20 protein-coding genes are annotated in these 23,628 nt (G+C 69.9%); 11 read left to right on the top strand and 9 right to left on the bottom strand.

Going from position 1 to position 23,628, the window contains the following annotated elements; translation table 11 throughout:
• Positions 1-42 precede the first annotated feature (42 nt).
• From ACN9MM_RS00785 to ACN9MM_RS00775, 3 genes are read right to left on the bottom strand one after another with little or no spacing between them, the layout of a single operon-like run.
• Positions 43-1,140, bottom strand: a complete 1,098-nt coding sequence (locus ACN9MM_RS00785) for a quaternary amine ABC transporter ATP-binding protein (RefSeq protein WP_426361780.1) — start codon at positions 1,138-1,140, stop codon at positions 43-45.
• On the bottom strand, positions 1,137-2,663 hold the full coding sequence (locus ACN9MM_RS00780) for a GMC family oxidoreductase (protein ID WP_426361779.1): 1,527 nt from the start codon (positions 2,661-2,663) through the stop codon (positions 1,137-1,139). Before ACN9MM_RS00780 ends, ACN9MM_RS00785 begins: the two co-directional genes overlap by 4 nt.
• Positions 2,660-4,171 (bottom strand): aldehyde dehydrogenase family protein, encoded by a 1,512-nt coding sequence (locus ACN9MM_RS00775; RefSeq protein WP_426361778.1) that lies wholly within the window; start codon positions 4,169-4,171, stop codon positions 2,660-2,662. Before ACN9MM_RS00775 ends, ACN9MM_RS00780 begins: the two co-directional genes overlap by 4 nt.
• Before the next feature lie 1,175 nt (positions 4,172-5,346).
• Between ACN9MM_RS00775 and ACN9MM_RS00770 the strand changes: the two genes are divergently transcribed.
• Both ACN9MM_RS00770 and ACN9MM_RS00765 read left to right on the top strand, forming a co-directional pair.
• Entirely contained in the window at positions 5,347-6,537 is a 1,191-nt protein-coding gene (locus tag ACN9MM_RS00770) for a S8 family peptidase (protein WP_426361777.1), read from the top strand.
• 697 nt (positions 6,538-7,234) lie between these two features.
• Positions 7,235-7,849, top strand: coding sequence for a TIGR03086 family metal-binding protein (locus ACN9MM_RS00765; RefSeq protein WP_426361776.1), 615 nt, complete (start codon positions 7,235-7,237; stop codon positions 7,847-7,849).
• A gap of 216 nt (positions 7,850-8,065) precedes the next feature.
• Here ACN9MM_RS00765 and ACN9MM_RS00760 read toward each other — a convergent pair whose 3' ends face one another.
• The gene (locus ACN9MM_RS00760) at positions 8,066-8,482 is read right to left on the bottom strand and encodes a hypothetical protein (RefSeq protein WP_426361775.1); all 417 of its coding nucleotides are present in this window, start codon (positions 8,480-8,482) and stop codon (positions 8,066-8,068) included.
• Positions 8,483-8,779: 297 nt separating this feature from the next.
• On the opposite strand from ACN9MM_RS00760, the gene ACN9MM_RS00755 reads away from it, so the two are divergent.
• Positions 8,780-9,352 carry a GNAT family N-acetyltransferase gene (locus ACN9MM_RS00755; RefSeq protein ID WP_426361774.1) on the top strand — a complete coding sequence of 191 codons (573 nt, stop codon included), beginning with the start codon at positions 8,780-8,782 and terminating at the stop codon, positions 9,350-9,352.
• A gap of 171 nt (positions 9,353-9,523) precedes the next feature.
• Here ACN9MM_RS00755 and ACN9MM_RS00750 read toward each other — a convergent pair whose 3' ends face one another.
• Complete coding sequence (locus ACN9MM_RS00750; protein WP_426361773.1) at positions 9,524-10,036, bottom strand: DinB family protein; 513 nt, start codon at positions 10,034-10,036, stop codon at positions 9,524-9,526.
• 619 nt (positions 10,037-10,655) lie between these two features.
• Between ACN9MM_RS00750 and ACN9MM_RS00745 the strand changes: the two genes are divergently transcribed.
• Positions 10,656-12,242: a phospholipase D-like domain-containing protein gene (locus tag ACN9MM_RS00745; RefSeq protein ID WP_426361772.1), complete on the top strand. Its 1,587-nt coding sequence runs from the start codon at positions 10,656-10,658 to the stop codon at positions 12,240-12,242.
• Positions 12,243-12,497: 255 nt separating this feature from the next.
• The gene (locus tag ACN9MM_RS00740; RefSeq protein ID WP_426361771.1) at positions 12,498-13,310 is read left to right on the top strand and encodes an SAM-dependent methyltransferase; all 813 of its coding nucleotides are present in this window, start codon (positions 12,498-12,500) and stop codon (positions 13,308-13,310) included.
• A 148-nt stretch (positions 13,311-13,458) separates the two neighbouring features.
• Here ACN9MM_RS00740 and ACN9MM_RS00735 read toward each other — a convergent pair whose 3' ends face one another.
• Both ACN9MM_RS00735 and ACN9MM_RS00730 read right to left on the bottom strand, forming a co-directional pair.
• Positions 13,459-13,773 carry a hypothetical protein gene (locus ACN9MM_RS00735; RefSeq protein ID WP_426361770.1) on the bottom strand — a complete coding sequence of 105 codons (315 nt, stop codon included), beginning with the start codon at positions 13,771-13,773 and terminating at the stop codon, positions 13,459-13,461.
• A 1,330-nt stretch (positions 13,774-15,103) separates the two neighbouring features.
• Positions 15,104-15,577 carry a cupin domain-containing protein gene (locus ACN9MM_RS00730; protein WP_426361769.1) on the bottom strand — a complete coding sequence of 158 codons (474 nt, stop codon included), beginning with the start codon at positions 15,575-15,577 and terminating at the stop codon, positions 15,104-15,106.
• A gap of 116 nt (positions 15,578-15,693) precedes the next feature.
• Here ACN9MM_RS00730 and ACN9MM_RS00725 point away from each other — a divergent pair, with 116 nt between their 5' ends.
• The 3 genes from ACN9MM_RS00725 to ACN9MM_RS00715 all read left to right on the top strand — a co-directional run bounded on the left by ACN9MM_RS00725 (position 15,694) and on the right by ACN9MM_RS00715 (position 19,574).
• Complete coding sequence (locus ACN9MM_RS00725) at positions 15,694-16,200, top strand: TetR/AcrR family transcriptional regulator (RefSeq protein WP_426361768.1); 507 nt, start codon at positions 15,694-15,696, stop codon at positions 16,198-16,200.
• A gap of 567 nt (positions 16,201-16,767) precedes the next feature.
• The gene (locus ACN9MM_RS00720) at positions 16,768-19,182 is read left to right on the top strand and encodes a SpoIIE family protein phosphatase (protein ID WP_426361767.1); all 2,415 of its coding nucleotides are present in this window, start codon (positions 16,768-16,770) and stop codon (positions 19,180-19,182) included.
• Between the two features lie 218 nt (positions 19,183-19,400).
• On the top strand, positions 19,401-19,574 hold the full coding sequence (locus ACN9MM_RS00715) for a CsbD family protein (protein ID WP_426361766.1): 174 nt from the start codon (positions 19,401-19,403) through the stop codon (positions 19,572-19,574).
• Positions 19,575-19,743: 169 nt separating this feature from the next.
• On the opposite strand, the gene ACN9MM_RS00710 is transcribed toward ACN9MM_RS00715, so the two are convergent.
• A complete protein-coding gene (locus ACN9MM_RS00710) occupies positions 19,744-20,793 on the bottom strand; it encodes an SRPBCC family protein (RefSeq protein WP_426361765.1) in 1,050 nt (349 codons plus the stop codon).
• A 3-nt stretch (positions 20,794-20,796) separates the two neighbouring features.
• Positions 20,797-21,762, bottom strand: coding sequence for a histone protein (locus tag ACN9MM_RS00705; RefSeq protein WP_426361764.1), 966 nt, complete (start codon positions 21,760-21,762; stop codon positions 20,797-20,799).
• 231 nt (positions 21,763-21,993) lie between these two features.
• On the opposite strand from ACN9MM_RS00705, the gene gvpO reads away from it, so the two are divergent.
• The 3 genes from gvpO to ACN9MM_RS00690 are packed head-to-tail and all read left to right on the top strand — an operon-like array spanning position 21,994 to position 23,603.
• Positions 21,994-22,380: a gas vesicle protein GvpO gene (gene gvpO, locus ACN9MM_RS00700; protein ID WP_426361763.1), complete on the top strand. Its 387-nt coding sequence runs from the start codon at positions 21,994-21,996 to the stop codon at positions 22,378-22,380.
• Between the two features lie 29 nt (positions 22,381-22,409).
• Positions 22,410-22,889 carry a gas vesicle structural protein GvpA gene (locus ACN9MM_RS00695; protein ID WP_426361762.1) on the top strand — a complete coding sequence of 160 codons (480 nt, stop codon included), beginning with the start codon at positions 22,410-22,412 and terminating at the stop codon, positions 22,887-22,889.
• A 3-nt stretch (positions 22,890-22,892) separates the two neighbouring features.
• Positions 22,893-23,603 carry a GvpL/GvpF family gas vesicle protein gene (locus tag ACN9MM_RS00690; protein WP_426361761.1) on the top strand — a complete coding sequence of 237 codons (711 nt, stop codon included), beginning with the start codon at positions 22,893-22,895 and terminating at the stop codon, positions 23,601-23,603.
• Positions 23,604-23,628: the final 25 nt, after the last annotated feature.

The following is a 23,628-nucleotide window of genomic DNA, read 5'->3' as shown; positions in this document are numbered from 1 at the left end:
CGGGCGTGCGGCACGGCGGCGGCCAGGTGGTGGGGGAGTGCATCAGGCCACCGCCTTTCCCGTCGCGGCCGGGACGCCGGCGACGACACCCAGCAGTCCCGCGTGGTCCACCACACCGAGGCAGCGGCCGTTCTCGACAACCCGCGCGACCTCGCCCGTCCGGGCGACGGCTTCGATGGCCTCCTGGACGGTGGCGCCAGGGGTGAGCGCGGGGCCGGCCTCGCGCTCACCGGGGAGCGCGGGGCGCATCGCCGAGCGGACGGTCAGCACCTGCTCGCGCGGCACGTCCCGGACGAAGTCCCTGACGTAGTCGTCGGCGGGGGAGCCCACGATCTCCTCCGGCGTGCCGATCTGCACGATCCGGCCGTCACGCATCAGGGCGATGCGGTCGCCGAGCTTGAGCGCCTCGCTCAGGTCGTGCGTGATGAAGACCATCGTGCGGCCCTCCTCCCGGTGCAGGCGTACGACCTCCTCCTGCATGTCCCGGCGGATGAGCGGGTCCAGCGCGCTGAACGGCTCGTCGAACAGCAGGACTTCGGGGTCCACGGCCAGGGCGCGGGCCAGGCCGACCCGCTGCTGCTGACCACCGGACAACTGGGCCGGACGGCGCTGCTCCAGGCCCTCCAGGCCGACCTTGGCGACGAAGTCCGCCGCCCGCTCACGTCGTTCGCCGCGTCCCACGCCCTGGATCTCCAGCCCGTAGGCGATGTTGTCGAGCACCGTGCGGTGCGGCAGCAGCCCGAAGTGCTGGAAGACCATCGCGGCGCGATGCCGGCGCAGCTCGCGGAGCCGGCCGGGGTCCATGGACAGGACGTCCTCGCCGTCGATGGAGATCGTGCCCGAGGTCGGCTCGACGAGCCTGGTCAGGCAGCGTACGAGGGTCGACTTGCCCGAGCCCGAGAGGCCCATGACGACGAAGACCTCGCCCTTGCCGACGTCGAAGGAGACGTCGCGGACGGCGGCGGTGCACCCGGTCCGCCCGCGCAGCTCGACGGCGCCGAGCCGTGCGAGCTCCGGGTCGGCCGGCACGCGGTCGGCCTTCGGACCGAAGACCTTCCACAGACCGCGCACGGAGAAGACGGCCCCCTCGGAGGGCCTGGACGAGGTCGTGGTGCGCGTGGGGGCGGACGGAGCGCTCATCGGGTCGTACCTCCCAGCAGGTCGGCGCATTTCTCACCGACCATCAGCACGCCGATCATGGGGTTGACGGCGGGCATGGTCGGGAACACGGACGCGTCGGCGACGCGGATACCGTCCAGGCCCCGGATCCGCAGGTCGGGTGCGACGACGGCGAGTTCGTCGTCGACGGCACCCATGCGGCAGGTGCCGGCGGGGTGGTAGACGGTGTGCGCGACGTGCCGGGCGTAGGCGCTCAGTTCCTCGTCGGAGGTGATCTCGGGCCCCGGGCACACCTCGCGCTTGAGCCATCCGGCCAGCGGTTCGCTCGCCGCGATCCGCCGGGCGACGCGGATCCCGTCGACGAGCGTCCTGCCGTCGTAGTCGTCCTCGTCGGTGAAATACCGGAAGTCGAGTGCCGGCTTGTCCTCGGGGTCGGCGCTCGTCAGGTAGAGCCGGCCGCGGCTGCGCGGCTTGGGGATGTTGGGGGTCATCGACACGCCGTGCGCGGGCCGTTCGTATCCGATCCGCTCGGGGTTGTCGGTGAAGGGGATCTGGTAGAAGTGGAACATCAGGTCCGGCCCCTCGACCGCCGGGTCACGGCGGACGAACAGACCGGCGTCCGAATCCATCGCCGAGTTCTCCGGGATCGGGCCGTGGGTCTCCCACACGATGACCGACTCGGGATGGTCGAGCAGGTTCTCCCCCACGCCCGGCAGGTCGTGCACGACGGGGATGCCGAGCTTCTCCAGGTCGGCTCGCGGACCGACGCCGGAGTGCAGCAGCAGGCGCGGGGTGTCCACGGCGCCCGCGCACACGAGGATCTCGCGCCGGGCTCGTACGACCCGTTCCGTGCCGTCCTTGGTGCGGACGTGCACGCCGGTCGCGCGGGTCCCCTCGAACTCCAGCCTGAACGCCCAGGTCTCCAGGGCGATGTGCAGGTTCGGCCGGTCCAGGAAGGGGTGCAGATAGGCGACCGAGGCGGACGACCGCTTGTTGTTCTCCGGGTGGTAGGCGAGGTCGAAGAATCCGACGCCCTCATGGAAGGGCGCGCGGTTGAAGCCCTCCACCCGCGGCACTCCGAGGGCGGCCCGCGCCGCGTCGACGAAGTCCTTCGCGATCGCGTTCCGGTCGGCTTCGTCGACGGGCACGATGTTGTTGCGCAGCCGGGCGAAGTAGGGGTCCATGGTGGTGGCGTCCCACCCCTCGGCACCTGCCTCGGCCCATTCGTCCCAGTCGGAGGGGAGGGGCTTGAACGCGATGAGGGTGTTGTGCGAGGAGCAGCCGCCCAGCACCCGGGCGCGGCTGTGGCGGATGTACGAGTTGCCCCGGGGCTGCTCGGTGGTGGGGTAGTCGTAGTCCAGCTCGCCGCCGAGGAGGCCCATCCAGCGGCGCAGGGTGAGGACGTCGTCGCGTCCGACGTCACTGGGGCCGCCCTCGATGACGGCGACGGAGAGGTCCGGGTCCTCGGTCAGCCGAGAGGCGATCACCGAACCGGCGGTGCCGCCGCCGACGATGACGTAGTCGTACACGTGCTCGTCGTTCATGCCTCGTCCTTCTGCGTCTCGCCCGCGAACCAGCGCACGGGGCGGGGGGCGAGGTTCTGGTAGATGTGCTTGGTCTCGAGGTACTCGGCGAGACCGCTGGGACCCAGCTCGCGGCCGATGCCGGATTTTCCGAAGCCGCCCCATTCCGCCTGCGGCAGGTACGGGTGGAAGTCGTTGATCCAGACGGTGCCGTGGCGCAGTCGGGCCGCGACCCGCCGGGCGCGGTCCTCGTCCGAGGTCCACACCGCTCCGGCGAGCCCGTACTCGGTGTCGTTGGCGAGGGCCACGGCCTCCGCTTCCGTGCGGAAGGTCTCGACGGTGAGGACGGGACCGAAGACCTCCTCGCGGACGACCCGCATGCCGCGGTCGCAACGGTCGAGGACCGTGGGCCGGAAGAAGTAGCCGGGACCGGCCGTCTTCTCGCCGCCGGCCCGCAGGACCGCGCCCTCGGCGAGGGCGGAGGCGACGTACTCCTCGGTCCTCGCCAGCTGGGCCGCGGAGACCAGTGGACCGCACTCGACCCCGTGCTCGGTGCCGCGTCCCAGCCTGATGTGTGCGGCGCGGCGGGCGAGTTCGGTGACGAAGCGCTCGCGCAGCGACTCCTCGACGATCAGGCGGGAGCCGGCGGAGCAGACCTGGCCGCTGTGGATGAAGGCGGCGTTGAGCGCCTGGTCGACGGCGGTGTCGAACCCCTCCGGTGTCGAACAGGAGTCGGCGAAGACGACGTTGGGGTTCTTTCCGCCCAGTTCGAGCGCGACCTTCTTCACGCTGTCGGCAGCGGCCTTCGCGACCTTCGTTCCGCTGACGAGCCCGCCCGTGAACGAGACGAGGTCGACGTCGGGGTGTTCGGCCAGCCTCGCGCCGACGGTGCCCCCGGGGCCGGTGACGATGTTGGCCGCGCCGAGGGGCAGTCCGGCCTCCAGAAGCAGTTCGACCAGGACGACGGTGCTCAGCGGGGTGATCTCGCTGGGCTTGATCACGAACGTGTTCCCGGCCGCGAGAGCGGGCGCGATCTTCCAGCTGGCCTGGAGCAGCGGATAGTTCCACGGCGTGATCAGCGCGCAGACCCCGACCGGCTCGCTCACGACGACGCTCCGGATGTCGTCGGACCCGGCGTCGACGATCCGTCCCGCGGCGTCCTCGTTCGCGACGAGGTCGGCGAAGTAGAGGAAGGCGTCGCGGACGCAGTCGACGTCGATGCGGCCCTCCTCCAGCGTCTTGCCCGCGTCCTGGCTCTCCAGGGCGCCGATCCGCTCGCGGTCGCGCTTCAGGAGGTCGGCGACGCGCCGCAGCAGGGCGGCGCGCTCGGCGGCCGGTGTACGGGGCCAGGAACCGTCGTCGAAAGCGGCCCGTGCCGCGGCCACGGCCTCGTCCGTGTCCTGGACACCGCCCTCGGCCACGACCGCGAAGGCGGTCGCGTCGGCGGGGTCGATGATCTCGCGCGTGGCTCCGGACAGGGCTGCGCGCCACTCTCCGCCCACATGAATGGTCTGTCGTGCTGCCGTCACGTTGTGTCTGGCCTTCCGTTCTCCGAGTCCCCCTGCCGGTCGCCCGGTGATTCGGCCGCCTGCCCTGGCCTCTCCGATCCATGCGCGATGGCTTACGGAGAGTGACCTGCTTCACTTCCAGGTGGGGGCAAGTCGGACATGTGGGCGGCGCCGACCACGCCGAGCAGCCTGCGCAGTCGGCCGTGCGGGGTGGTCTCCTGAAGAAGGTGAAGAGGGACTCTTCCGAGGGCGTGGGGCAGCGGTTCCCGGCCGTGCACCTCGCACTCAGGATCCGCGGTCACCGCACATCCCCCGCTCCGTGGCGGCGACGCGAAGCACCATGCCGAGGCAGGTGCGGCCGCATTGCTCGACAAGGCCCTCGAAGCGGGAGTCCGGAGGCATCCCGAGGTCCGGCTGCGGCGAGCCATTGTCGAAGGCCAGGCACGCAAGGTGCTCGTCGACCGATCGGCCACCGTGGACCTGTTGGTCGTCGGGGCTCGAAGACGCGGTCGATCCCCATCAGCTCCGCGCTGCCGACGTATCGGGCGGGCTCGAGCCGCGGTGCACGAAGCCCCCAGTGGCCGAGATCGACGATCCTGCCCGTGAGGACCTCGGCGGCCGCCTCTCCGCGCCGGGGCGGTTGCAGCGGTGCCGGGGCGACGAGCTGCTCAGCGCGGCGGACACCGACGGGCGCTGAGGGGCCCCAGCCGGCGCTCGTCCCGGCGCTGACGGACGCGTCGACAGTGTCCTCGCTCCATGAGCCGTCCTGAATGCCGGAGGTGGGGTGAGGCTTCCCGTCGGCTGCTGTGCCCGCCACGGTCGGCTCCCAACGGGGTGACGGTCGTTCCAAGGCCCGTCCGCCCGCAGCGGGCACGTGGAAGGAACCGCGTCCCCTGTCTGCGGCCCGGTCTGGTGCTCGGCCGTGCGGAGCAGACGTGCGCGGGGCGGGACGTGTCAGCCGTGCGGGTGGATTCGCCGTGGCGCCCGTGGTGGGGGCGGGGCGCGTTGCGCCGGGCGCGAGTGATCGTTTCCGCAACGAAGGTGGGCTTCGTGGCAGGCGTCGGCCATGCGGCGGCGGGCGGCTCAAGCAGCTTCCACGAGTGGTCCGATGCAGACCTTGGGCCGTGACCCCGGCGACTCCATCGGTGCCGAACGCGGCTCGTCCCGTCGAACACCCACACCCCAGGGAGTCTTTCTTGCGTCTCTCCGTCACGGCCACCCGCTTGACCGTTGCCGTCGCCCTCACTCTGAGCCCCGTAGTAGCCGGCTCCGCGTCCGCGGCGGCCCCGGAACCGCCCCCGGCGCCGCTGCTCAAGTCGGCGGATGCGATTCCCGGCCGCTACATCGTCACCCTGAGCAAGTCCACGGACCCGGCGAAGTTCACCGCGCCCATGGGACTGAAGCCGACGTTCACCTACACCGAGGCGGTCAACGGCTTCGCCACAGCGCTCACCGCGCAGCAGCTGGCAGCCGTGCGCAAGGCCCCCGGTGTGGAGTCCGTGCAGGAGGACGGTTGGGCGAACGGCATGCCCGCCGCGTCGCGGGGGAGACAGCCGAAGTCGCCGGCCCAGTCCTGGGGACTGGACCGGATCGACCAGCGCGCACTGCCGCTCGACAACGACTTCAGCGCCTACGGCAGCGGGCAGGGCGTGACCGCGTACATCATCGACACCGGCATCGCCTTCGGGCACCCCGAGTTCGGAGGCCGGGCGCGGGCCGGCTTCGACGCGATCGGTGACGGCCGCAACGGCTCGGACTGCAACGGCCACGGCACGCACGTGGCGGGCACGGTCGGCGGCACGACGTTCGGGGTGGCGCGCAAGGTGAACCTGGTCAGCGTCCGGGTCCTGGGGTGCGATTCACGGGGATCCTGGTCGGGCATCATCGCGGGATTCGACTGGGTGGCCCGCAACGCCCAGCAGCCGGCCGTCGTGAACGCCTCCCTGGGCGGCGACCGGGTCCAGGCGGTCAATGACGCCGCCACGGCGGTCTCCGACCGTGGCGTGCTGCCGGTCATCGCCGCGGGCAACTCGAACATCGACGCCTGCCGGGTCTCCCCGGCCTCGGCCGCCCGCGTCCTCACGGTCGGCGCGACCAACCGCTTCGACGAGGAAACCGACTTCTCCAACTGGGGCGAATGTCTCGACCTCTACGCCCCCGGCAAGGACATCGTCTCCGCGAAGCTGGGCGGCGGCAGCGTCGCGCTCGACGGCACCTCGATGGCCGCCCCGCACGTCGCCGGTGTGGCCGCCCTCTACAAGGCTGAACACCCCAACGCGCTCCCGGCCGAAGTCTTCAACTTCCTGAGTGACAAGTCCACGAAGGATGTCGTCCAGAACCTGAGCGGCAACGGGCCGAACCGGCTGCTGTTCACCAACGGCCTCTGACGAGGACACTGACCGCCGGCTCGGGACAGCCGTTCACAGGACGGTCAGGTGCAGGCCGCTCGTGTGAGGAGCTCGCGCGCTCACTGCAGAGGACGCGGCAGTCCGCCTGCGAACGCCGTGACAGGCAATCACAGAGTGCGCCCCGCACCGCAAGCGTAGGGCCCCCGGAGCGCCTGCTCCGGGGGCTCTCCGTCTGGGACGCGGCGTCGTGGCGAGTGGTCGATCACGTGTGAGGGCTGTGACGAAGACCGCGTCCCAGGGAAACGACTACCGGGGAACGGGGCACCGACGTGCAGGCGCCCGTCGAACAACGGCTCCAGGATCGCCATGGCACCCGGCTCGGCCCGGGCGAGAACCGTCGCCGCGTGCAGCCGCTCTTCCAAGCCGCGCGGCGAACGAACGCCAGACCGTGGCACGGTCGAAGTCGTGCGGTCGCACGACGGGTCCGCCGGGTGCCTGGACCGAGGTGGAGTGGTCCACGAAGGCCCGGGAATGGAAAAGCGTGCCCGGACCTCCTCGGCGGTCAGCCCGGTGAGCGCCGTGCGGGCGCCATCGACCAGCCGCCGCCACGGCCACGCTGCGAGGAGACGGGGATGCCCGCGGTGGAGGGTTGCCACCAGACGATCGGCTCTCATACGGGCCGATCTCTTCCGTAAAGTGGCCAGGAGATGACCTGTTCTGCTTCCAGGATGAGGTCATGACTCACATCGGGAACACCTCACGTTCCAATGTCACCCCTGACACCACCAGCGACCCTCGCCCGGGCCTGCTGAAGGCAATCGCCCTCGCCGGACGCACCGTCGCCGCGGTCCTTCCCGAGCAGCTCGACGGGCCCACGCCCTGTACCGAGTTCACCGTCCGGCGGCTGGCCGGGCACCTCGTCGCCGTCCTGCGCCGGATCGCCCTCGCCGGGCGTGGCGGCGACGTGACGAGTCTCCCCACGCTCGCCGACGACCTCACGGACACCGCATGGCAGGAGGCGTGGGACGCCGCCGTGCGAGAGGTCGAGGCGGCGTGGGCGGATCCCGCGATCCTGGGCCGGACGCTGACCCTGCCCTTCGGCAGCCTTCCGGGTGCTGCCGCCGCGGCCGTCTGGACCTCGGAATTCACCGTGCACACCTGGGACGTGGCCACCGCCACGGGTCAACTTCCTGACTGGGATCCCGAGCTCGTGGCGATCTCATACGCCGCCATGAGGCGCGGGCTGCCCGCCGGGCCGCGTGACGGTGCGCCGTTCGGGGCGGCCGTGGACGTCGACGCGGACGCACCGGCCATCGACCGCCTCGTGGCGTGGTGCGGACGCAAGCCGTAATCAGCACCCCCCCGGAATCAGGGAGGGCGGCCCGGGGGCTCGGATGCGTTCAGGTGCCAGAGCATTGGAGGCGGGACGCTTGCTGTGCACTGGGCGCTGATCACTTCGCAGGGCAGCCGAAGGCGCGCACGGTTCGCCGCTACTGCGGCGAGAAGCCGCTCGCGCTGTCCCGGCGCGGGCCGGGATCACGACCACAGGAATGCCACCGGGGTGAGGTCAGGGCGCGAAGTACCAGCAGTACAGGCTCAGGCCTCTCTCCGCGCGACTCACGGCCAGAGCTGACAGACGCTCAAGAAGGTCAACGGCACTGCCTGGCTCCATCTCATCGTCCATCTCGGAGACGGTCTCGGCCCACGTGAGAGCGGTACTTCTCAGCTGATCCGTTCCTGCGCCGGCCAAGGCCGTCGAGAGCGTCTGCGGAACAGCGAAGACAGTGAAGCCGTCGTTGGCCATGGGCACCACGTGCCGGAGCGGACTCTCCGCCCCCGTCAGCAGAGCTTCCCACCTCGGGACTGCGTCGTCCGGATAGATGCCGTCACACGACACGGCAGGAAAATCATGGCTCTTACGCGGTCCTACCAGCACTGCTGACTCGTCGTCTCCAGCAAGGAAGAACTCTCCTACAAGCACCATCCGCCGATTCTGACATGTTTCGGTACCTAGGAGCCCGACCGAGTGACCGCCCGCCACCGGGGCGCCAATGCGGGCATAAGCCAAACAGTCTCGCGGCCCACAAGGCCCTGCACCAACGGGCTGCGCCGCGATGGCCTCCGGCGGCGCTGTTTCCGGCACACGTTTCCGGAGAAGACCGACAGCCACGCCGCCCTCCGGCGCAAAGGCTCACGCGGCGGACGGCCGACTACCGGGGTGAGTCGACCCGCCGCCGGGGCTGGGCCAGCGTCGCCGCGTGTGTCGTGACATCGTGAAGGAATGACCTTCGAAGTTCGCCCGGCATCGGTGTTCGAGGATGTTCGGGCCCTGGTCGGTCCGAAGTCGCCCGGTGCCAACGTCTGCTGGTGCTTGAGCTACCGACTTCCGTCCAAACTCAACAACCAGCTCCGTGGGCCGGCCCGTGGCGAGTACGTGGGCGAGCTGTGCCGCAAGCAGCCCCCGCCGGGGGTGCTCGCCTATGACGGCGATCAGCCGGTGGGCTGGGCCGCGGTGGCACCGCGTTCGGACACGTCCTTCGCCCGCAGCCGCACCATCCCGCACCTTGACGACGTGCCCGTGTGGTCCCTGTGGTGCATCCGCGTCCGCCCCGGTCACCGGGGGCAGGGGGTCTCGCACGCTCTGATCGCCGGGGCGGTCGACTTCGCCCGCTCCCACGGTGCACCGGTGATCGAGGCATATCCCCTGGACAGCGGTGAGGCCCGGGTGGACACGACGATGGCGTACGCCGGGATCCGGACGAACTTCGAGCGCGCTGGATTCACCCATGCCGCCGACACCACCTCGGTCCTGGCCGGTCATCCCCGGGTCCTCATGCGGCTCGACTTGCGCTGACCGGTCCGTTCCCAGCCTGGCGGCACCGCGTCGCCCGGGACCAGCATCCGAACCGGCGCGTCACATCATCACAGAGCGAAGGCTCCCTGATGCGGCACGAGTTGCCGCCTTCGTCGCCAACGACCAGCGCGTACACCCCGTCGTCACGAGGGCAACCCAGTCTGATCGGCGCTATACGCCGGTGGCGCCGTCGATGCGTTCCCGGAGAAGGTCGGCGTGGCCGTTGTGACGGGCGTACTCCTCGATCATGTGGACGTAGATCCAGCGGAGGCTGACGTCCTGCTCCATGAAACGACCGGTGTCGGCCAGGGCACGGTCGGCGCAGTGCTCGCGGGCGCGGGCGATTTCCGCGTGCCAGGTGGCGAGGGCGTCGTGCAGAGTGGCGCCCTCGGCCAGCTCGAAGCCGCCGTCAGGGCCATGCGGGTCAGCCTGCGGGTCGTAGATGGGTGGGGCCTGTTCTCCAGCGAACACTCGGCGGAACCAGTTCCGCTCGACCTCCGCCATGTGCTGGACGAGGCCGATCAGAGTGAAGCCGGACGGCGGCACGGACGCGGCGGCGGCCTGCTCATCACCCAGGCCCTCGCACTTCATGGCGAGTGTGGTGCGGTGAAAGTCGAGCCAGCCTTCGAGCGTGATGCGCTCGTCGGCGTTCAGGGGCGGAACAGGGCGTTCGACGGTGCTCATCGGTCGATTATCGCCATCGGTCCGGCTGTCTCGTCCACCCAGGTCCGCCAGCCGGAGTCGGCGTCGCGACCGGCGTCGGCCAGTCAGTCCGGCCGGTCGCGTCCGGCAGGACCAAAGAGGTGCGGCAGATCCGCGTCGCGAGAGCCGGACCCCCGGGTCCGCAGGGCGGCTCTCAGGGCGTGCGGGCACCCACTCGCGGGGGCGGTGGCGTGCAGGGAGGCGGGGGTGGGGGAGGAAAGCCCGTGACCTCTCGAGCTCGATCTTGTGAACGAGAACCGGCCAACTATGCGCAGTCGAGGGTTGGTTGCACAAGTCCCTTCTGCGGCCCGGGTGTACGGCCGCCGTTGTCACCGCTCATGACGGGGGCATGGCCTCGTCGGGGGCGGCGCGTCTCGTGAAGGCGTGCTGTGCGGACTCCGGCGTGTCCGGGGTGTGACGGGTGACCGGCGCGCTGAGTGCGGCAGTTGGCACGCGCGGCGCGATATCGGCCGAAAGTGCCCCGGGTTGGGGTGAACTGGTGGCTACGTGCTGGTAACTTACGGGAGTTGATCAAGGTCGAGGTCCCGCCCGTCGGCGCCGTCGACCCGAGCCACCCCCCTAAGCAAGGAACCGAACCACTTTGGCACGCACCCTCCGCACGACGGCCCTGCCTCTCGCGGTCTCCAGCCTCCTGCTGTCAGCCGCTCCCGCGTTCGCCGACACGCCCACCCCGCACCTCGACAGCGTGGAGCAGTCCCTGCGCCAGGTCTCTCCCGGCCTGGAGGGCTCCGTCTGGGAGCGCACGGAGGGCAACCGCCTCGGCGCCTCCACGCTCGGCAGCGCCGACTGGCTGCTCCAGACGCCGGGCTGCTGGGGCGATGCCACGTGCGCCGAACGCCCCGGCTCCCGCCGTCTGCTGGACAAGGTTCGAGAGGACATCGCCGGGGCCCGGCAGAGCGTGGACATATCCACGCTGGCCCCGTTCCCCAACGGCGGTTTCCAGGACGCGATCGTGGCCGGCCTGAAGGAGGCGACACAGAAGGGCAACCGGCTCCAGGTCCGCATCCTGGTCGGCGCCGCGCCCATCTACCACGCCAATGTCATCCCGTCCTCGTACCGCGACGAGCTGGTGACCAAGCTCGGGCCCGCGGCCGCGAACGTCACCGTCAACGTGGCCTCGATGACGACCTCGAAGACCGGCTTCTCGTGGAACCACTCCAAGCTGGTCGTCGTGGACGGCACTTCGGTCATCACCGGCGGCATCAACAGCTGGAAGGACGACTACCTCGACACCGCCCACCCGGTGAACGACGTCGACCTCGCTCTGGCGGGACCGGCCGCCGGCTCCGCCGGCCGTTACCTCGACACGCTGTGGGACTGGACCTGCCGCAACAAGAGCAGCTGGACCAGCGTCTGGTTCGCCTCCTCCAACGGCGCGGGCTGTATGCCCACCCTGCCCCGGCCCGCCACGGCGCCGGCCGACGGTGACGTCCCCGCCCTCGCCGTGGGCGGCCTCGGTGTCGGGATCCGCCAGAGCGACCCGTCCTCGTCGTTCAAGCCGGTCCTGCCGACGGCCTCCGACACCACCTGCGGCATCGGCGTGCACGACTACACCAACACCGACCGCGACTACGACACGGTGAACCCGGAGGAGTCCGCCCTGCGCGCTCTCGTCGCGAGTGCCACCGAGCACATCGAGATCTCGCAGCAGGACATGAACGCGACCTGCCCGCCGCTGCCCCGCTACGACATCCGGCTCTACGACACCCTGGCCGCGAAGCTCGCCGCCGGAGTAAAGGTACGCATCGTGGTCAGCGACCCGGCCAACCGTGGCACCATCGGCAGCGGCGGCTACTCGCAGATCAAGTCGCTCTCCGAGGTGAGTGACGCCCTTCGCGGCCGCCTGAAGGTCCTGACCGGCGACGAGCCGAAGGCGCGGGCGGCGATGTGCCAGAACCTGCAGCTGGCGACATTCCGCGCCTCGGACAAGCCGACCTGGGCGGACGGCAAGCCGTACGCGCAGCACCACAAGCTGGTCTCCGTGGACGACGCCGCCTTCTACATCGGCTCCAAGAACCTGTACCCCTCCTGGCTGCAGGACTTCGGCTACGTGATCGAGAGCCCGGCCGCCGCCCGCCAGCTGGCGGACGGGCTCCTCGCCCCGCAGTGGAAGTACTCGCAGGCGACCGCCACGTACGACTACACGCGCGGCATCTGCCAGGGCTGACGCCCCCCACACCGCGGATCCGGCGGATGCGCCGGTGGGACAGGTCGCAGGCGGGCGACGTCACCCTTTCGGGGCGGCATGTCACGCAGGAGGCTGTATGGCGGGACGCGAGGATGGCCTGCGGCTTCCGAGCGGAACCGCCGTTGCGTGGACGGATGAGGTCTACTCCGGCCGCCGATCGTCTTGGCGGTCGGCGGTTCGCCGACCGCGAGGTCGCTGACCCACTCGCCCTGTCGATTCTGCCTGGGAGGCCCCATGTCCGGAACGCCGTCCTCCATCGACCCGACCAAACCCAGCATTGCCAGGGTGTACGACGCTTTCCTCAACGGCACCGACAACTACGAAGTGGACCGCGAGGTGGTCCGGAGCGTGAGGAAGGCGGCTCCCGAAGCTGCGGACCTGGCGGTGGAGAACCGTGCCTTCCTGATCCGCGTGTGCCGGTTCCTGGCCGGTCAGGCAGGCATCACCCAGTACCTGGACTGCGGCTCGGGCCTGCCGACCGCGGAGAACACCCACCAGGTGGTGCAGCGAGTCGACCCGGACGCACGGGTCGTCTACGTCGACAACGACCCCCTGGTCCTGGCTCACAGCAGCGCGCTACTGGAGCAGAGCGCGACCACCGTCATCGTGTCCGAGGACATCTTCGACCCGGAGCAGCTGCTTTCGAACGAGCTCGTGCGCGGCCACCTGGACTGGGACAAGCCGATCGCGTTGCTGCAGATGGGCACACTGCACCACTACAACGGCGAGGCAACCCGCACGCGCAAGGACATCATGCGCGCGTACATCGACGCCCTTCCGCCCGGCTCCTACGTGGCACTCAGTCACTTCCTGGACCCGGAGGACGAGTACAGCGAGACCGCCCGAAGGATGGAGAGCATGTTCCTTCACAGCATGATGGGCAGTGGCACCTTCTCGACCAGGGACCAGCTGAAAGACCTGTTCAACGGTCTGGAGATGGTCGACCCGGGACTGGTGCGATGCACCGACTGGCGACGGGACGATCCGCGGACCGGGCACAACGCGGCCCAGCGATGCATCGCCGGTGGCGTCGCCCGCAAGCCGTGAGCCAAGCAGGCCGCGACGGCCGCCCCCGCACCATGGAACAGGCCCCGTGCTGACGGGGCCTCCGGAACACCCGAGGGCACAGGGGTCGACCAGCCGCGGACGGGCCGTGTGGAAACCTCGAAGGTATGCGCGACGGCCCGTCCGTCTGCTACTTGGGCTGCTGGGACTCCGGGAAGGACGGGAGGAAGAGGGAGTCCGTGCCGTCCTGCCGGCTGCCGTCGACCCCGTTGCCGCCGGTGAACGTTCTGCCTTCCCTCCCCGCCCAGTCGGAGATCGGCATCCCGTCGGAGACCAGGTGTTGGAACGTGCCGGACGAGCCGGACTCGTCGGATCCGAACAGGAAGATCGTGTGCGAGCGGGAGTAGGGCTGATACTCCACGTACGATCCGGACTCCGTGGTCTGCTTGGCGAGCGTGTTGTGGAAGAAGACGTTCTGCGGACCGCTCGATCCGGACCACTTCACCGCCTTGTTCCGCGTGCTGGAGGTCGAGGAAGGAGGCGGAAGCCTGCGAGGCGGACTTCTGGAGCATGGTGGTGATGCGGGGGACGACCGAGTTGCGCGCCCAGTCGCTGTTCGCGTCGAGGAAGGGGCAGCCGCCCTTCCAGTAGCGTCCGTACTTCTGAAAGGGGTTGGAGGAGTCCTCCGGGTATCGGTCCTGGTCGCCCGCAGGCAGCGGGTTGGGGTAGCCCTGCAACACGATCTGGTAGGTGCCGTCCGTCTGTCCGGCTGCGCGCAGCGTCGTTCGGACCGCTTCGAGGGTCCGGACGACGTTCCCCTCGACGGTCTTCAGCTGCCCGGCGAAGACCTCCTGTCCCAGGCCGATCCCTCGGCGTAGCTGTTGGCATTGCCCGCCCATCGGCCGGCTTCACCGGAGATGTAGCTGTCTCCCATGGACACGACGGCGGTGCGTTTGCCGCACGTGTCGGACTCGCCCGCGAGCGCGCGCGTCTGGAACGAAGACGTTCGGTGCAGTTCCTGCTGCCGGCGGGAGCGAATTTCACCGGCGCGTGGTCGGAGGCGCCGTTTCCTCCGCCGTTGTTCGAGGAGATCGACACCGTGAGGCCCGCGACCTCCTCGTTGGAGATCATGTGGTCGAGGGCCCAGCCGCTCTTCTGGGTCGAGGACGGCTGCCCGTCGGGGCGGCCGTTCGTCGTGGCGTAGTAGCTGTAGGTCCCGGCGGCGAGGGGGGCGGAATGAGGGTTGGGCCGGTCGCCCGAGCGGATCGATGCCGCGTGGACGTCGAAATACCAGACGCCGTCGACCTTCACACCGACTGCGGGTCGCGAGCGGATCCACTTGTTCTCGACGCCGTCCTTGGGGGTGATGACGCGGAACTCCGGGACCGCCCCGTCCGGCGTCGCGTTTCTCACCCAGATCGCCATGGACTTCTGGGCGTTCGCCTGGGTGTCCACATCGACGTCGGTCGGGGCTCGGGTGGAAGGCCCCCATTCGCTCCTGTCCAGGATCTTCACGTAGAAGAGCTCACCCTCGGGCCGGCCACGCCCCGGGCTTCCCCACCGGCCGCGGTAGACCTGGTACTTCAGGCCGGGAAGCCCGCTGACGGTAGTGCAGGGCCTCCCGGATGAAGTCCCATCGGTTCCCGCCGGCCGCGTTGTAGGTCAGGACGTCCAGCACGCGGGCGGCTGCCCGCTCGGGGGTGTAGCGGCCCTCGGCGAGAGCGAGCACCAGGGTGGTAGTCACCCACCCGGGGGCTCGGGCGCTGCCTCGATGGAGATGCGGTCGACTTCGGCGGCCGAGAAGACGCTCCTCAGAGCCGGTCCGCCGCTGCGGGCTACGCGGGGGCGGTGGGCTCCTCGTAGGTGATCTGGTACGGGGTGGCGATGCGGTTCAGTGCCGTGGTGTCGAGGCGGCTCTGGCGGCCGGCTCCGGCCAGGTGCTCCGACAGGTCCTCCAGGTAGCACTCCCAGCCGCCGGGCGAGGAAATCTGGAGGACCCTGGGCGGCGGGGTGCTCACGGGACGCAGAGCGTGCGGGACTCCGTGCGGCAACAGGACGAACTGGCCGGCCGTCACTGTGCGGTCCGTGTCGTCGAACGCCACGCCGAGGGCCCCTGCCAGTACGTAGATGCACTCGTCGGCCACGTGGTGGACGTGGCGGGGGATCTCCTGGGAGACGACCACCTCCATCAGGGAGAAACGGCCCTCCGTGTCCTCCGTCCTCGCCTTCACGGTCATCTGAGGAGGCAGCGGCACGCGAGTGGGGCGGGAGGCGCCGGGGTCGAGCAGGATGAATCGGTCTTCGGACATGAGTATCCTTCCCTCAACGGCTGCGGAACCGGAATCCGATTCCGTTTAAGGTGAGCAGAGGAAGCGGCGGCATGTCAAGACCTTCTCGGACCGACGCGGAGCGAAATCGCCTGCGCGTGCTGAACGTTGCGCACGACCTGTTCGCCGAGCGCGGCGACGAGGTGCAGATGGCGGAGGTCGCCAGGGCCGCCGGGGTCGGCGTCGGAACCGTCTACCGGCACTTCCCGACTCGGCATGCCCTCGTCGGGGCGGTCGCCGAGCAGCGATTCGCGAAGGTGCTCTCGTATCTGGAGGAGGAGTGTCCGGCGCGGCCCGACGCGTGCGGGGCGGTGGAGGCGCTTCTGACGCGCGTGGGCGAGATGCACGAGGAGGGGCGCGCGGTCTCGGGCGTGATCGAGGCGTCGTTCGGCGGCATGGCCCCGCGGGGCGAGGTCGGGGAGGCACTGCTCGCGATCGGAGCGCGGCTGGTCGAGCGGGGGCGATCGGACGGCACGCTGCGTGCCGACGTGACGGTCGCGGACCTGTACATGAGCGTGGGTGCCGTAGCGATGCTCAGCCACAACGAGATCGGAGACTGGCGCCGGTTCGCGGAGATCGCCCTGGACGGTCTACGACGGCCCTGAACTGCACGAGCTCGTTAGCCCCTCGGTACCACCGGCTCCGCCCCGCGGCAGGCCGACCCGCCCCAGATCCTAGCCGTGGTACGCGCGTCCCTCTCCCAAGCCGGGATGCGCTGGAGAGATTGCCGCCGACGGGGTCGTCAGTCGAGACGCGATGCCGGGATCGGGCCGGGAGTCCGGAGCCTGCGAGCCGGGCCGCCTGTGCGGGCCGCGGGTGCGGGGACCAGGGCAGGTCGGTGAGCGTCACGGGATGCCCGAGCCCTCGCTTGGCCGACGTATCCGCGCGAGCACGTTCAGTGAGGCGTGTGAGACCGGGCGTCGTGCGGGCACGCGCTGGCGCACGGCGGGGCCGGCAGGCATGGAGGGGAGCGTGCAGGCGCACGGTCACGGCGGCGCGTCCGTCGACGTCGGCTCCGCCGGGAGCCACAGGGCCAGGACGGGGCCTTCGCAGGTGTGCTCCAAGGGAGTGGCGCACCGCTATGCGCCGCCCGGCCCGGCGAGTGCGCGGACGGGATACGGCCATGCCGGGACGGGACGGCCCGGGACCTGCAGGTGTGGCATGCTCGGGATATGGAGGACCAGCCTGTGTCCTCGGCCGACGGCGCGTCTCCAGAGGTGCTCGCTCTGGCCAAGGTGGTCACCAGGTTGCGGGCCGAGGTCGCGGACCTCGAGGCCGGAACCGCGGCTGCCGCCGTCCTCGAACGGGCCACCGGCGTGCTCATGGCCCAGGAGCGGATCTCCGCCGAAGAGGCGCATGAACTCCTGCAGGAGCGCTCTGCGCGGCACCACCACACCCTGGCCGAGGAATGCTGGCTCACACTGGGAGGCACGGGGCTCACACCCCGCAGGGCGCCCGCGCAGCCGCCGGCAGCCGTGGGCAGCCGGGGGACGTCCCCGTTCGACGCCGCTCGGTACGCGGTGCGCCCTGCCGACGACGCCCAGCGGGTGACCCTCGCCCGCCTGGCCGAGGGCCTGGCCGCCGCGACCACGGCGAGCGACGTGGCCCGGCTGCTCAAGCTGACCCTCGGCGATGTCGAGCAGGTGGATGCCGTCGTGATCTACGCCCTGGCTGCCCCGGGGAGTCTCGATCTGGCCGGCCAGGCGGGGCTCGACCCGGCCCTGGCCGAGCAGTGGAGTCATGTGCCGCCGCTGGTCGGCGTGGCGGCGCTGGAAGCCCTGACCGAGGCCCGCGCGGTCTGGCTGGAGAACCCCGATCTGGACGCGGAGCGCTACCTGCTCATCGGCGGCTCGTCCGGAGCCTGGCCCTCGCGTGCCTGGATCCCGATCTCGGGGGAGCGGCCGTCGATCACGGTCGGCTTCTTCAGGACGGTGTCCGGTCCCTTCGCCAACGGCACGAAGAGCCTCCTCCGCCGCGCGGTCAGGCTGTGCGAGGGGCAACTGCGGGGGACGGGGAAGCCGAGCCCTCCTGAGCCTTGGGACCAGGACGAGACCGTCGCGGCCGTCCAGCGGATCTTCGATGTCCTCTCCGGGCCGGCGGTGCTGCTGACCCCGCTGCGTTCGGCCGACGGCCGCGTCGAGGACTTCCGGATCGACGCGGCGGGGGCCGAGTCGGTCGATGTCGCGGGGCGTCAGGGCCGGGAACTGGTCGGCCGCAGCATCCTGGAGACGTATCCGACGGTGGCGGGCAGCGACCTGTGGTACGGGTATCTCGACGCTCTGGTGACGGGGACGGTGTACGAAGGGCTGCCGTTCACGTACGAGGAGACCGCCCTCGGAGTGCCGTACGAGTCCGTCTACTCGGTGCGGGCGTCACCACTCGGTGGCCGCCTGGTGGTCTGCTGGATCCGCCACGACACCAGCGAGCGCGAGGTGCGACGACTGGACGACCTGCAACGCCTGGGCAACCTCGGCTGGGCGAGCTGGAACCTGGCGACCGACACCATTCTGTGGTCCGACCAGGTCTACACCATTTTCGCGCGCGACCCGGCGTCGGGTCCGATGGCCTTGGAGGAGCTCCCGGCCCATCTGGTGCCGGACGACCTTCCACGGCTCGGTGCGGCCGTTCAGAGCCTGCTGGGCGCCGGCATGGCGATCGACGAGTCGTTCCGCATCACCACCACGCGCGGCGTACGACACCTCCGGATCGTCGCCGAGGCGCAAGTGGACTCGGCCGGCACCCCCGTCGAGGTGCACGGCTTCTTCCAGGATCTCACCGCCCAGCGCGGCACCGAGATCGCCCTCCGCGAGAGCGAACGCGCGAACCTCCTTCAGCGGGGCATGCTCAGGGCGGAGCAGTCTCTCGCCGCCCGGCTCCAGGAGACGCTGCTGCCGATCCCCGAGCAGTCGCTGACCCTCACCGACCTGTGCGTGGACGTCGCCTACCTGCCGGCCGACGCGGGCGTGAACGTGGGCGGAGACTGGTACAGCGCCATCCCGCTCCCCGACGGCGGTGCCCTCTTCGTCGTCGGAGACGTCGCCGGTCACGGTCTGGCGGCTGTCGGCACCATGGCCCAACTCCGCTTCACCGCCAAGGGCATGGCCATCACCGGATCCAAACTGCCCGTCGTCCTGAGCCGCCTCAACGCGCTCTTGCTGCACACCGCGACCGACACCCAGGCCCCCACGGCGACCATGGTGATGGCGCGCTACCGGCCTGAGGAGCACGCCCTGACCTGGGTCAGAGCCGGACACCTGCCACCCCTGCTGATCCGCGAAGGCACGGCACGCTACCTATCCCAGCCCGAAGGATGCCTTCTCGGAGCTTCGTTCGACGCATCGTACGGACAGGCGAACCTCACCCTGAGGCCCGGCGACCACCTCCTCCTCTACACCGACGGCCTGGTCGAATCGCCCCACGAGGACATCGAGAAGGGGTTCGCGCGGCTCGCCACCACCGCTGCCGACCTCGTGAGGGAGGGGGACGACGGAACCCTCGCCCGCACCCTGGCCGCGGGGCGCCCGTGGCACCGCGACGACATCTGCGTGCTCGACATCCACCTGCCCCCAGCCGAGTCCGACCGGTGAAGCGGACCGGCTTCGGCCGGTCCGGCCGGGGAGTTCACGTCGTCGCGCTCGGCGTGGCGGGACTCGGGCTCGTCCGCGGGCAGTCTCGGGCTCGTCCGTGGTCAGTGGAGTACACACGGTGATGTCTCCGGCGGTGTCTTCACGTTGCTTTCCTCAATCGCGCTTTGTTGCGTTCCGTACGGGTACCGGCTCAATAGCTCACTTCGGAGGTGACGGAAATGGCCGCTGGAAAGAAGGCCAAGAACATGGGCAAGACCGCCAAGGGCAAGGCGAAAGAGGTCACGGGCAAGGCCGTCGGCAACGAGAGCCTCGAATTGAAGGGTCGCGCCGAGCAGGCCGCCGGTGATGCGAAGCAGGCCGCCCAGAAAGCGAAGGACGCGCTGAAGCACTGACCGACGCCGCCCGAGAGGGCCGACGGCTTCTGCCGTCGGCCCTCTCGGACGCTGTCCGGACAGGACCGAGCCGATGCCCGGACGGGATCGAGGGGCGGTGATGGATCGGTCCGCCCCGGCTGTGACGGTCCGAGACTCGCCACAGGCGGGACGGGCCGGAGCGGTGACCTCAGCGTCGACGCTGGGCGGGAGCGGGCTCCTCGTCCTCATAGGCGTCGTCCTCCTCGTATTCCTCATCCTCCTCGCCCGGCTCCTCCCACTGGTCCTCTTCCTCCTCTTCCTCCTCTTCCTCTTCGCCGGGCTCCTCCCACTCGCCTTCCTCCTCGCCGAGTTCCTCATCCTGCTCGGCCTCGCCCCCTTCGTCCCCGTCTTCCCGTGCGTCCTCGTCCGTCTCTTCGCCCTCGTCCTCTTCTTCTTCGAGAGCCTCCTCGTGGGTGACGACGACTTCGCCGTCCTCGATCCGCCCACGCCATCCCTCGGGCTCCTCGTTGGAGAGGGACACGTAGCGGTCGAAGTGCTTCAGGTCCAGACGCATGCGCCGACCCTGTGCCCGCCAGATGTTTCCGGTCTTCTCGAAAAGCCCGGCAGGGTAGTACTCCACCACCAGGAGGATCCGGGTGAGGGAGGGGGCGAGCTCGTGGAAACTGACACATCCGCGTGTCGTCCCCTTGGCCCCTTCGGAAGTCCAGACGATCCTCTCGTCCGGGATCTGCTCCTGTACCGTGGCCTTCCAGCTGCGGGTGGACGGGCCGACCTTGACCTTCCAGTCGCTGGTCGTGTCGTCACCTTGAGAGACACTGCGTACCCCCTTGGCGAAACCGCTGAAGTTCTCGTACTGCGTCCAGTGGTCGTAGGTGGTGCGCAACGGGAGACCGACGTCGATGGTCTCGACGATGTTCATGGACTTGGCGCCACCCTTGCGGCTCTTCTTCTTGCCGCCGAGCAGCCCGGATCCCACATCCTTGACCTTGTCCTTGAGTCCGCCGAGCGTGGTGCCGAGAACGGCCTTCACGGGGGAGTCGCCCTGCAGCAGGCGGCCGCCCAGGTCTCCGAGGCTGCCGCCGTTCTCGGCGACGTCCTGGAGGCCCTCGGTGACATCGCCCAGCTTGTCCACGGCCTTGTCGGCGAGATGGTCGGCTTGAGCGGCCAGATACGCGGTGGCCTCGTCCATGAGCCGGTCGAACCCGGAATGGTCGCCGTTCGCACGATTGGTGGCCATGGTTCACCTCCGAGAAGTCGACTTGCCGCGGGCGGTCTTGGCGGTTGCCTTCTTCGCCGCGGGTTTGGACGCGGACGCACGCCTCGTGCTCTTCTGAGTCGGCGCTGACTTCTTGGCCGCCGGCTTCGACGCGGTCTTCTTGGCCGGGGCCTTCTTGGCGGGGGCACTGCGCTTGCTCGCGCTCGTGGTTCGCCTGCCTGTCGTCGAGGTCCTCGACCGGGCACTCGAGGTCCCGCCCGCCGTCTTGCCGGCGGGAGCCGACTTCTTGGCCGCCGTCTTCTTGGCAGGAGCCGTCTTCTTGGCCGGGGCCGCCTTCTTGCGCGGGGCCGCCTTCTTGGCCGGGGCCGCCTTCTTGGCGGGCGGCGCCTTCTTTGCGGGGGAGGCCTTGCGGGCCGGTGCACGGCGCCGGGTCTCCTTGGCCGGAGAGGCGGGGGCGGATCGGCGGGCAGTCCTGCGACGAGCCGGTGGTTCGTCCTCCTCTCCCGCGTCCTCCTCGTCTTCGTCCTCTCCCGGTTCCTCCTGGGCCGACGGCTCCTCGTTCTCGGGTTCTTCCTCTTCTTCCTCTTCTTCCTCAGCCGCCTCGTCCTCGTAGGGCTCCTCCTCGTAGCCGTCCTCCGCGTCGTCGTACTCCTCCTCGTCGGCTTCGTCCTCGTCTCCCTGTTCCAGAGCGAGAGTACGTTCGCGCAGGGTGTCGGCGAGCCCGGCCATCCGGCGGTTCGCGGTCGCCACAAGGGCCTTGCGTCCCGCGTCCAGCGCCTCGCCCCTGATCTGATCGCCGAGTTCGGCCACCTGAGGCATCTCGGCCAGCTTCTTCAACCCTTGCGTCGCGAGCTCACGCGGGTCGAGGCCGAACCGGCGACCCGCGGCGTACGTGATGAGGGAGAAGGCCAGACGTCCCTTCTTCGCCCGTCCCAGTACGTAGCCCCCGGCGACTGCGGCCGCCAAGGCGATCTTGGTCGTGTCCTCCATGAGCTTTCCCTTCACCTGGTGCCCCGGCCGCCTCGACCACTCGCGAGCCACGAGGGATGCCCTCGTACGGGCGGCGGGAGACAACGCTCGCGCTGTCACTACGGGGACTGCTCTGCCTGGTGCGAGATATGCATGGAACGCGGGGAGAAGAGAAATTCCGGAGGAATCGTTGTGTTTACCGCGTATTTGACTGGGCAGGCGCACGGGTCAGTTCGCGAGGGGAGCAGGCTCATGGCCTCAGCAGAGCCGGGCCGCGGCCGACGTCCTCCGGCAGAGGAGGGCAAGGAACGAAAGGCGCCCGTCCGGAAGACCGTCGCTCGGGAGAAGAGCGCGCGCAAGGTCCCCGCCCGACGCAAGGGCATGGGCGCGGCGGCGGCCATGCGGTCCGCGGTGGAACAGGTCTCCGAGCTGCTGGGCCAGGTGCCCGAGTCGGTTTCCTCCCTCCGGACTGTCGAGGACGGCTGGGAGGCGCAGGTCGAGGTCCTCGAGCTGGCGCGGATCCCGGACACCACCAGCATTCTCGCCAGCTACAAGGTCACCGTGGACGCGGAGGGCGAGCTGGTCTCGTACGAGCGAACCCGGCGGTACAGCCGGGGCATGATCGACCGGCCGACCTGACAGGGGCGGCCCCATGAAGGGAAGCGGCCATGACCGTGGTGCCGCAAGGCGGAAGCAACGTCAGCCGAAGCGCCGGCGGAGGGACGAGCAGCCTCTACGACGTCCTGGAGTTGATCCTGGACCGCGGTCTGGTGATCGATGTGTTCGTGCGCGTGTCCCTGGTGGGAATCGAGATCCTGAAGATCGATGCGCGGATCGTCGTCGCCAGTGTCGACACCTACCTGCGCTTCGCCGAAGCCTGCAATCGCCTCGACCTGGAAGCCGGGCGCAAGGCCCCCGCCCAGCTGACCGACGTCGTCGGCGACGCGGTCGAGTCCGGGGCCCGCGGCAAGTCCAAAGGCGCCATCGGCGGTGTCATGGACGCGGTGACGCAGTCGCTCACCGGCAACTCCGACGATGAGGAAGAGCAGGAGGAGCCGGAAGAAGAGCCGGAGGAGGCGGTGGAAGAGGAAGAGGCCCCCCGCCGCCGTCGGCCCGCCCGCCGGACCGCCCGCCGGGAGAGGGAGTAGACGATGCCTCTCTACGTGTACTCCATCATCGCGGCTGCTCACCCGTGCCGACTGGACGGGTTGACGGGCGTCGGAAAGGAGCCCGCACCCGTGCGGGCCGTCACCGCCGGTCCACTGACGGCGGTCGTGTCGGACGTCGACGAAGAGATCAGGCCCAGACGCCGAGACCTGGTCGCCCATCAAGACGTACAGGACCGGCTCATGGCCGACGGAACGGTTCTGCCGCTTCAGTTCGGCTACACCGCCCCCGACGACCGAGCGGTCACTCAAGTGCTCCTGGAGCACGCGGACGGTTACCTGGAGGCGCTCGATCGGCTGCGGGGCTGCGCCGAGTACCACGTGAAGGCGTCCCAGGACGAGGACGCCCTGCTTCGAGAGATCCTGCTGCAGTCGGACCGGGCGCGGCAGCTCAACGACCGGATCCGGGCCGGCGACGCCGACCCGCGGCTGCCGCTGGAGCTCGGGGAGCTCGTCGCCGGTGAAGTGGCGGAGCGACAGGAGAGTCTCGCCGCCCAGCTGGTCCAGTCGCTCGTCTCGCTCGCCGAGGACCACAGTGTCCGCGCCCCGGCCGACGGCGACATCCTCAACGTGTCCCTCCTGGTCCACGCGGACAAGAAGGACGCGTTCCTTCACGCTGAGGTCCGCCTCGCCGAGCAGGTCGAGGGCGTCCAGTTCCGCTTCAACGGGCCGCTGCCCCCTTACAGCTTCGTCTAGGTCGCCCGGCCTCGCGGGCGGTATC

The organism is Streptomyces sp. E-08 (assembly GCF_049913095.1).
Lineage (GTDB): Bacteria > Actinomycetota > Actinomycetes > Streptomycetales > Streptomycetaceae > Streptomyces.
Note: the sequence above shows the minus strand (reverse complement) of the source record. Positions and strands in the feature narration are given on the sequence as shown.